This window comes from Flavobacterium undicola, assembly GCF_009909155.2.
GTDB classification, from domain to species: Bacteria; Bacteroidota; Bacteroidia; order Flavobacteriales; family Flavobacteriaceae; genus Flavobacterium; species Flavobacterium undicola.
Window position 1 is genome coordinate 26,137 of the sequence record NZ_JAAAPM020000005.1, and the last position, 11,023, is coordinate 37,159.

Genomic DNA, 11,023 nt, shown 5'->3' on the forward strand with positions numbered 1-11,023 from the left:
ATTTACCCCTCTTTTTACTCCAAAACATCCCTCTTTGTGCTAGAAAGCTTGTATTAGATTTGTAGTCATAATATAGATAAGTGAGAGATACTCGTCTTTTTTTGTAAGTGTTAAATAAACATTTATCATTAACTAAACCAAAACCAATAAAATAACCAAATTCATGAAAAAAATTACAATTTCAATTGTGATTCTGTTGCTCTATGGATTCAATCTTAATGCGCAAATTAGCGCAAGTGCTAACTTAGTAGCACAACCGATTCCAGACAGAACAGTATCTTTTAGTGTTTCAGCTTCAGGAGATTATAAGCCTATTGAGTGGGGGTTAGACTTAGCTTGGCTTTCGGATGTAAATATTCGTAGAGGGATTGCTTTTATGGGAGCTGATCGGATAGATGTAGTAAGATCCTCATTTATGCCTACCAATCCATTATTGAATGGTACTCAATTACAAGGCGATGCACTTACAAATACTAATTTAAGAATCAATATTATAAAGCAGTATTTGGGTACAAACTCGAAAGTGGTACTTAATAGTGATCATCCAAAAGTTGATGCTTATTTTTATAGTAATGCCGTTAATTGGGCGAAATTGATTGATATAACTACAAAGCTTCATCAAGATCAAGGACTTACAGTCACTTCCGTTTCTCCTTTTAATGAGCCTGATTATAGTGCTACAGGGCAAGGTACTGTCAACGATTTTTATAATATTGCCGGAGAGCTTAGAAAAAATTCTCGATTTGATAACATTCGTATTTGTGGTGGTAATACCTTAAATAATGATCAGGCCTCGGTTTGGTACAATCAATTAAAGAGTAGATTGGATGAAGGGAATACCCATCAACTTGCAGGTAGTTTTGATAATTATGCTAATTTTTATCAAACGGTGCGAGCCAACGGTCATCATGCTACCAATGATGAATTACATAATGTTATGGAAGCAATGGTTGGTGTAGAATATGGATTGCAAACAGGGATTTGGTGGGGTACAGCGGAACTGGCAAGAGGAGAGTTTGTTAAGGCTAGTGATGGTGTACGATTAGGTTATGCTGAGCATCGACCTAATTGGACTGCAGCTTCAGTTTATAGAAATCTTGATGGTAAAGTGCAACTTTTTGGTGGTACATCAGAACGGCAATCAGCTACGACAACGTATCGATTTGTTTCAAAAGAAAGAGACGTATATTATGATGGTTATGGGCCACAACGCGAATATACTATGGTATTACCTGGTGGTACTGGCTATCAACAAGGACAAACTAATGCCGAGCAAATGGTAAAAGTGAGTTGGGGAGATGATATTCAGCCTGCAATCAACGGTCGTTACGTATTGGTAAACCGTAACAGCGGTAAAGTGATGGAAGTGGCGGGTGGTTCTATAGATAAAGGGGTCAATGTTCAACAGGGTACATATTCAGGTGCTACTTATCAACAATGGGATGTAACTCCAGTTGACTCAAGAGTGGGTGGTGATTTTAGTTATTTCACCCTTTCTTCGGCATACAGTGGAAAATCACCGGATATTAGTAATTTTTCATTGGATAATGGTGGCAATATTATTGTATGGGATAATGTTAAAAGTAGCAACCAACAATGGTTCTTTGATTATGCCGAAGATGGCTGGTTTTATATTCGCAGCCGCCACAGTGCAAAATGCATGGATGTAGATAATGCCAGTATTGCTGACGGAGGAAAGATTCAACAATGGGAAAAAAATGGAGGATCCAATCAACAATGGCGTTTGTTGCCTGTAGGAGCGCCTATTGAATTTGTTTCCCCAAGTGCCCCAAGTAATTTGGTTGCTACGGCAAAAGCCGAATCTATCCGATTGGATTGGTCAGTAAGCCCGGAATCTGATGTAGCTGGATATACTGTTTTTCGTTCAGAATCAGCGGCAGGGCCTTACAATACAATAGCTCGTAACATAACATCTAATGCTTTCGTTGATAATACCGCCACCACTAGTGGATCTTATTTTTATAAAATTAAAGCGGTGGACAAATCCTTGAATCGCTCCGCTTACTCAAATGGAGTTACTGCAACTACTACTGGCAGCAATGATCTTGTAGCTCAGTTGCAATTTGAAGGAAATACCCTAGATCAATCTGTTAACCTGAATCACGGTGCTACATTAGGAGGAGCCACATTCGTTAACGGTGTAAGTAACAATTCCAAAGCAATAGCATTAAACGGTACAAATGCCTTCGTACAAATGCCTTCTACTTTGGTAAATCAGCAAGAGATTACAGTTGCAACTTGGGTTAACTGGCAAGGAGGAGCTAATTGGCAGCGAATCTTCGATTTTGGAAACGGTGAGACAGAGTATATGTTTTTAACACCTAAATCAGGAACGAATCAACTGTATTTTGGTATTAAAAATGGTAGTGCAGAGCAAGGTTTGAATGCACCGTCACTACCTACAGGCAAATGGTCACATGTTGCGGTAACACTAGGAGCAACTGGGGCGCGAATGTATATAAATGGTAAGCTAGTGTCTGAATCACAAACGGTCACCATTAAGCCATTGGATTTTAAACCTGTATTGAATTACATTGGTCGTAGTCAATACACTGATCCATTATTTAATGGTAGTATAGATGATTTCAGAGTGTATAATTACGCATTGTCTGCCAACGAAATTGCTCAGATTTCAAATATTGCCCCAATAGCAGTAACCGAACAAATTATTATTAAGGAAAAAGGTGGTACATCGAATACTTTAGTAGGTGATGCAACCAATGTACTGGCTAATGATACAGATGTAAATAATGATGTATTGACAGCTATTTTAGTGTCAAATGTGACCAATGGTACATTGATATTGAATAGTAATGGAACTTTTAGTTACACTCATAATGGTTCTGAAACGACACTAGATAGTTTTACTTATAAAGCTAATGATGGAACTATTGATGGCAATACCGTTACAGTCAATATAATTATTACTCCGTTTAATCTTCCATACAATAATTTCTCAATTGAAACTAAATCAGAAACCTGTGCGAATAAAAACAATGGGGAAATTATTATTAACGCAAAAGAGACCTATAATTATACCGCTACTATAAATAATGCAAACTATAATTTTGTAAATAATAGTTTAAGTATTCCTAATTTGGCTCCTGGGACTTATGCTGTTTGTATTGGTGTTTCAGGGAAAATATTTCAACAATGTTATACCGTTACAATAGCCAAAGGAGGAACTATAACGGCTAAATCAACAACTGTTTCTTCTAACAAAGTTGCAGTTGAAATAACTGAAGGAACTGCTCCGTTTGAAATTATTATTAATGGTACATCGCAATTTGAAACAAGTGATGTAAGCTTTTTAATAGATGTACAAAAAGGGGATTTACTTGAAGTAAAAACGGCAAAGCCTTGTGAGGGTATTTATGCAAAAAGTATCGAAAGAGAATTGGAAGGGGAAACCGGGATTGTAAGTTATCCAAATCCAACTGCTGGATTGTTTGAAATCACTATACCTGATTCAAAGAAAGAGGTATATGTCGAAATATATTCTTTGAGAGGACAGTTGATTTCAAAAGGGAATTATGCAGTTTTTGATAATAGAGTACAGCTAGATGTTCAAAAAGAAGCAGAGGGGGTTTATATAGCAAAAGTATATTTAGATCCAGTTGTAAGTCTAACTATAATTAAAAAACAATGATGAAAAATATATTTTATAGCCTTATAATGGGTGCGGTTTTATTTTCTTGTAGTAAGGGAGGTGATGATGAAGAATCACAAAATACAGCTCCAACTATTCCAGTATTAGTTTCGCCAACTAATAATAAATTATGTATTGATAATGTAATTAGTTTTCAATGGAATGTTTCAACAGATGCTGAAAAAAATTCAATTAAATATCAACTTCAGGTGGCTACAGATAATCAGTTTACGCAAATAGTTTCTACCAAAGAAGTTACTGATAATAATCAATCGGTGATTTTAGAAAAGGCTAAGGCATATTATTGGAGAGTAAAAGCTATAGATAGTGATAATCTTTCAAGTAGCTATTCTTTGACATACAGTTTTTATACAGAAGGAATAGCGCAATCAAATCATTTACCATTTTTACCACAATTAGTTATACCGGATTATGGCTCAACTGTTTCGTCTACAGCTGTTGTTTTAAAATGGTCAGCAAGTGATTCTGATACAGCTGATAAGCTTTCTTATGACATATATTTGAGTACAACCAATCCGCCAACAACAAAAATTGCAAATACAGTTACTGAGACTTCTTTAAATGTGAACTCTATAGAAATAGCCAAGACTTATTATTGGAAAATTGTTGTAAAAGATGATAAAGGAGGTGAGACTATTGGTCAGGTTTGGAGTTTTAAGTCTAATTAAGATTTAAATAGTTTTTAATTTAGGAAATAGATCTTGTTTATAGAGTAAGTTTTCTTTGAATGTAATCTTAATTTAATGACAAACAGCAATTTCAATTTATTTATTAAAAGGGATTAGATTCTTTTTTTTTGATATTCCAAAAAATAGATAAAAAAGACAGCTCAGATTCTAGAAAAGGAGTCTTTCGTTATAGGTTCAATAAAGACAAGTTTGACAAGTTTATTGCTGAGGGGTATATTTTTTATATTTGGTGTTTTCTTAATATTTCAATATTTGTGTGTTTTATTTTATTAGAAGGAAGTCGTTTCAAAACTGAGATGACTTCCTTCTTTTTTTTGTCTTTTTAGATAAAAAAACAATTGATTAATTATTTAAGGCTTGTGTTTGGGTTCTTAATTAATTGAGTATTGTGTAATTTTATTCTTATTATTTTATTTTGGATACAAAAAACAGTCTGTTTTATGTCGAATAATGCCGATTTGACCCTTTTTTAATGTTGTAATTACCCCCTCTGGACTATTAGTGTTCCGTTAGATTTGTAATGTGAATTATATGTTAATATTAGATATGTTAACCTTAACGGATATTTAAAATAGCTTTTGAGGTGATTATAATTATATCTGGTATTGCTATAGTTTACAATCTAACAAACTATTAATTAATCAAAAATTACAACCAAAGATGACAAATTTTATTAGGATGAAGAAGGTTCCTGATTACGTATCTGGATTTGATTTTAAAAAGAAACTTACCCTATTTTGTGTGTTAATTTCTTTATCTCAAGTGCATGCATACACTATTAGTTTTGCAAGTGCAACAGGGGTACAAAAAGTACAGCAACAAAAAAGCATAAGCGGGCAAGTTAATGATGAAAATGGTATGCCACTTCCAGGTGCATCTGTTTTGATAAAAGGAACTAAAATAGGGACTATAACCGATTTTGATGGAAAATTCACTTTAAAAGCTGATGAAGATTCAGTGTTGATAATTTCTTATATAGGTTATGCAAATAAAGAAGTTGCATTAAACGGGAAAACTACTGTTAACGTAAAAATGCAAAACGATGCAGCTTCATTAGAGGAAGTTGTTGTGGTAGGTTACGGTAAAATGAAAAAAACGGATTTAACGGGTTCAGTTGTACAGGTTAAACCAGATAATTTAGCAAATCAGAATCCACAAACAGTTCAGGATGTATTGCGAGGTGTTCCCGGTTTAAAAGTTGGGTATTCATCTGATGCAAAAGGAGGAGGTTCTTTACAAGTTCGTGGGCAAAATTCGGTTTACAATCCCAATAATGATGGTGTGCATAATTCACCACTTATAATTCTAGACGGAATGCAGTTCTATGGTGAACTTTCAGAAATCAATCCTGGTGATGTTGGCCAGATAGATATTTTGAAAGATGCTTCGGCAACAGCGGTATATGGTTCTAAAGCAGCAGCTGGAGTAATTATTATTACTACAAAAAAGGGTAAAAATGGTAAGCCAGTTATTAGTGTTACATCAAACATGACAGTTAATACTAAAAGTGCCTATAGAGATGTGTATTCACCGGAAGGTTACATAAAATATCGTGAAGATTGGGAAACAGCTAAAACTTATGGTGTCAATACCGCAACTGGACAATACGAAGCTTATGTTGCGGCTCAGGCAGGTCAGCTGGGTTATTTTTCAAATCCAAATGATTTAGCGAAATATGGTATCACTCAGGCGCAATGGTTAGCTTATCAGCCAAGTTCTCAAACGCAGGGTAAAAGTTTGACCGAAGTATGGGGTCTTCGTTTAGGCTTACAAAACGGGCTTATATTAAATAATTTCATAGCCGGGAAAACACACGATTGGTATAATAGTACCTTTAGAACAGGATTTAATCAGGATCATAATGTAAATATTTCCGGGGCTAGCGATAAAGTAAATTATTATATGTCTTTGGGTTATTTAAATGCAGAAGGAGCTATTCAGGGTAATGATTATTCGGCAGTACGAGCTAATATGAAAGTTAATGGTCACGTTGCAGATTGGCTTGAATTTGGAGCAAACGTTAATTTTCAAGATCGTACAGATGGAGATATTATGGTTGGTACAGGTACTAATTATTATGATGCCAATATGTTAAGAAATAGTCCGTTTTCTAATTTTAGAGATGCAAATGGTGACTATGAGAGACAGCCTATGGGGGCAACTATTGGAGGCTATAATTATTACTATAATCGTCAATTTTTGGAACTTGAAAAGGGTTATACTGTATTGAATACCATTTTTAATACAAAAGTAACTTTGCCTTTAGGAATTACTTACTCATTAAATGTTTCGCCAAGATATGAATTTTACTATAATCGTTATTTTGAATCATCGGGCAATAAAGGCTTGAATGCTGCTAACATCGGTGTAGATAGAGATCACAGTAAAAAGTTTGATTGGAACCTGAATAATACATTAGCATGGGATTATACATTTAATGATAAACACCATATTGTAGTCACTTTTGTTCAGGAAGTTGAAGAGCGTCGTTCATGGGCAGATGAGATTAATGCACGTAATATTCAGCCTTCAGATGCCTTAGGTTTTCATAATACTTCTAATGCAACATTGGCAAATAGTTCGTTTTCAACAACAGACACACATCAAACAGCCGATGCATTAATGGCAAGACTTTTTTATTCGTTTGATAATCGTTATATGCTTACAGCGACTGTTCGTCGTGATGGATATTCAGCATTTGGGGCTTCTAATCCTTATGCCACTTTTCCTTCTGTTGCATTGGGGTGGAATTTTTCTAAAGAAAACTGGTTTAATTGGGATGCTATGAGTTCCGGTAAACTGCGTGTATCCTGGGGTAAAAATGGAAATAGATCACTTGCTGATCCTTATATTTCTTTAGCTAACCTAGGGTCAGGTACAGGAGCAACTATGGGTTATATTGATTCTTCAGGGAATGTTGTTGATATGAAGTATTTGGTGATTGATCGTTTGGCAAATCCAAATCTGCAATGGGAAAAAACAGCGTCAACAAATATTGGTCTTGATTTTGGTTTCTTAAATGACCGTATTTCGGGTACTGTAGATGTATATAGATCCATTACCAAGGATATGATTATGAGTCAACGTTTGCCTGGTTTCTCTGGATTTGGATCCATTGCAACTAACCTTGGAGAGGTAGAAAATAGAGGTTTCGAATTGAGTATTAATACTGTCAATATGAAACAGCCTAATTTTGAATGGCGTACTAGTGTTGCATTTTCCTATAATAAGAATATGATTAACAAATTATATGGTAATATGGAAAATATTTTGGACGCTAATGGTAATGTTATTGGTCAAAAAGAGTCTGATGATAAGAGTAATAAATGGTTTATAGGTAAGCCTATCTCTGAAATTTGGGATTATAGGGTAACTGGTATTTGGCAAAAAGATGAAGTAGCAGAGGCTAAAATTTATGGACAACGTCCTGGAGATCCAAAAATAGCAAATAATTATACAGGGGACGATGTTAATGGTACGCCAGTTTATAATGATAAAGACAAAGAGTTCTTAGGACAGACAGCTCCTCCAGTTAACTGGTCATTGCGTAATGAATTTACGATTTATAAAAATTGGGATTTAGCAATTAATATGTATTCGTACATGGGGCACAAATCGCTTGATGGGAATTATATGAACAATTACAATACGGGTAGTTTGTATTCAAACAATTACAATCCATTTGTAAATCCATACTGGACAATTGATAACCCAACTAATGACTGGGCTCGACTTGATGCCAGAGGGCCTTCAAATGCTGGAACTGATAGATTATACAATCGTAATTTTATTCGTTTAGACCATATTTCGATAGCATATAAATTCCCTAAAGATTTGACAGAGCGTTTGAAGATGAGTAATGTAAAGATTTATGCTTCGGTTCGTAATGTGGCAACCTGGTCTGCTGATAAAAATTGGAAGTATTTTGGAGATCCTGAAACTGGAGGTTTAGCTACCAGGATGTTTAATTTAGGTTTTAATTTAACGCTTTAAAAATTAATCAAAATGAAAAGATATATAAAAAATAAAATTTCAAAACTGGTTCCCTTAGTTGTGGTAGGGGCTTTGTTTGCTTCTTGTTCGAAAGATTTCCTTGAACCGGATCCGCTTTCTTTTTACATACCTGAAAGTACATTCTCTACTGAGTCTGGTTTGCAGGCTACTTTGGCAATTGCAGATAAGGGTTTGAGAAATAATTATATCCATTTTAGTTATGCTAATAATAGTGTGCCTATTGGTACTGAGTATGTTTTTTCTGATATGGCAAAGTATGGAAAAACCGATGCAAGTACTACAGCTGCTGATTATGCTAATATTATTACGCCTACAGGTTCTTTTGCGAGGGATCCAAATGATGGTATTTACCTTGGTTTTTTCTGGGATGAGGCTTATAGCGGTATTAAATCTGCTAACACAGTATTGACCTATATTGATAAAATTCAGAATTTAACACAAGATGTTAAGAATAAATACATAGGACAGGCTTATTTTCATAGAGCTTATCGTTATCTGAATTTGGTGTATCAATTTGGAGACATACCATTGGTAACTAAAATTTTAGAAGCACCTAAGCAAAATTATTATTCGACTAAAAAAGAAGCTATCATCGAAATGATTACAGCCGATATGGAGAAGGCTGTTCAATGGGTGCCGGAGCAATCACAATTACCGTATAAAGGGCTGGTAAGCAAAGGTGCTTGCCGTCAGTTGTTGATTAAATGTTATTTGGCATCGGGAAGATTTGCAGAAGCTGAGGCGCAAGCCAATATTTTGATTAATCAGTCTGGCTATTCTTTAATGAAAAATACTTTTGGAACTTTTGATCCCGGAGGAAAACCACAAACATGGACAATTACCAGAAATGTTATCTGGGATTTACACAGACCGGAGAATAAGGTGATTGCTGCCAATACCGAAGCCATTATGATTATGCCTAATAGCGGTGCGCAGTCATTTTTAGGTTTTGCTTCGATGCGTATTTTTGGTCCGCTTTGGTCTTCGGGTAATCTGAGGACTCCGGATGGTAAACAAGCAGGATTGCGTATCGCTTCCAATAATGCTAATTACAATCCGTTGTATGATTATAATAAAGCATTTGGGCGTGGAATTGCCACTATTAGTGCTTCGTATTATTCACAAGTTCCTATGTGGGTAGTAAATGGTGTTGAGGATAAACAAGATTTAAGACACAATAGTACGATGGGTAACTGGGTAAATATGGAAGATTTTAAATATAATGACAAAACTTCTACATTTTTTGGTCAGAATTTTAGAATGAAACAAGGTACTACGTTGTTAGCAAAAGATACCATTCGTGATTATTTTGATTTTCCTTTGTATAAAATTTATATACATGATGTAGTACAGGAAGCTAATCCAAGTTCGACTGATTTTCAAGGTGCTACTACTGGAAGTGTGGCTCACATGTATTTGTACCGTTTGGCCGAGACCTATTTGTTACGTGCTGAAGCCCGTTTTTATCAGGGTAATGTTGCCGGGGCAACTCAGGATGTCAATGTTATTCGTCAAAGAGCAGGAGCTGCACAAATGTATAATACTGTAACTATTGGTGATATTTGTGCCGAGAGAGGAAGAGAGCTTTATCTGGAAGAATGGCGAAATGTAGAGTTAAAACGTATTTCTCACTGTTTAGCTATGAGTGGAAAGCCTGACGAATGGGGGAATACCTATAGTCTTAGCAACTGGGATAAACAAGCTGGAATAGATAATGCAGGAGGTAGTTATTGGTGGCAACGTATTGTTCATTATTCACTTTACAATAAGTATCCAAATGGAATTGTTGTTCCAAATGGTACTAAGATTTATAGCATGAATAAGCGTAATAATTATTGGCCAATACCTAACAGTGCTATAACGGCAAATATTAAAGGCAAATTAAGTCAGAACTTTGGTTATGATGGTTATGATGCGAATGTTAAGGTTTGGGATAAATGGCAGGATGCTGTTGCAGACGAAGATAAAACAGAATAATCTGTTTTTGGATTTAGCGTAATAGAAGCGGGGTGTAAATTAATTTTATATCCCGCTTTTAGATTAATTGGGTATACCAAATTAATTGTCAAAGTTGTAGTTGTTCTTTATTGGCAGTATTTGAGAGGTATCGATAGTAGATGATTTGTTTAATTTTTTTAAGGATCCTAAATCGGCTGTATTTCATCTTGAAATACAGCCGATTTTTTAACTTATATTTACGAATACAGCCATTTTTACTTGTTTAAGTCTTTTAATTTAGGTTTTTAAATAATTGAGTATTATTGAATTTTATTCTAATTTTTTTATCATAGATATAAAAATAAGCTAGATTTTAGCTGATATTGCTGATTAGCCCCTCTTTTTTTGTCAAAATACCCCTCTTTTAACAAGGGTACTTATGTTAGATTTGTAATGTGAATTATATGTTAATATTGCTGAAATTCATCTAATAGAACATTGAAATAGTTTGAAAATATTTTAAACTATATATAGGATGTTTTTTTGGATGGATTAATAGGTGTTGTGGAAAAACATTTAGGGAGTCGCACACCTTTTTTTGCAAGTGTTAAATAAACATTTATTTAGTTAACTATTGATATATTTTTACAGACACACTAACTAATTCTAATCTTAAATTATCAATTATATG

4 protein-coding genes are annotated in these 11,023 nt (G+C 34.7%); all 4 read left to right on the top strand.

All coding sequences use genetic code 11. From position 1 onward, the window contains the following. Positions 1 to 163 precede the first annotated feature (163 nt). The 4 genes from GTZ96_RS04455 (at position 164) to GTZ96_RS04470 (ending at position 10,371) form a co-directional block, all read left to right on the top strand. Positions 164 to 3,670 carry a LamG-like jellyroll fold domain-containing protein gene (locus tag GTZ96_RS04455; protein WP_161641390.1) on the top strand — a complete coding sequence of 1,169 codons (3,507 nt, stop codon included), beginning with the start codon at positions 164 to 166 and terminating at the stop codon, positions 3,668 to 3,670. Beyond that, positions 3,667 to 4,359 (top strand): glycoside hydrolase family 78 protein, encoded by a 693-nt coding sequence (locus tag GTZ96_RS04460; protein WP_161641391.1) that lies wholly within the window; start codon positions 3,667 to 3,669, stop codon positions 4,357 to 4,359. The genes GTZ96_RS04455 and GTZ96_RS04460 overlap by 4 nt, the downstream gene beginning before the upstream one ends. A gap of 681 nt (positions 4,360 to 5,040) precedes the next feature. Next, positions 5,041 to 8,373 carry a SusC/RagA family TonB-linked outer membrane protein gene (locus GTZ96_RS04465; RefSeq protein ID WP_161641392.1) on the top strand — a complete coding sequence of 1,111 codons (3,333 nt, stop codon included), beginning with the start codon at positions 5,041 to 5,043 and terminating at the stop codon, positions 8,371 to 8,373. Between the two features lie 12 nt (positions 8,374 to 8,385). After that, complete coding sequence (locus GTZ96_RS04470; RefSeq protein ID WP_161641393.1) at positions 8,386 to 10,371, top strand: RagB/SusD family nutrient uptake outer membrane protein; 1,986 nt, start codon at positions 8,386 to 8,388, stop codon at positions 10,369 to 10,371. Positions 10,372 to 11,023 lie beyond the last annotated feature (652 nt).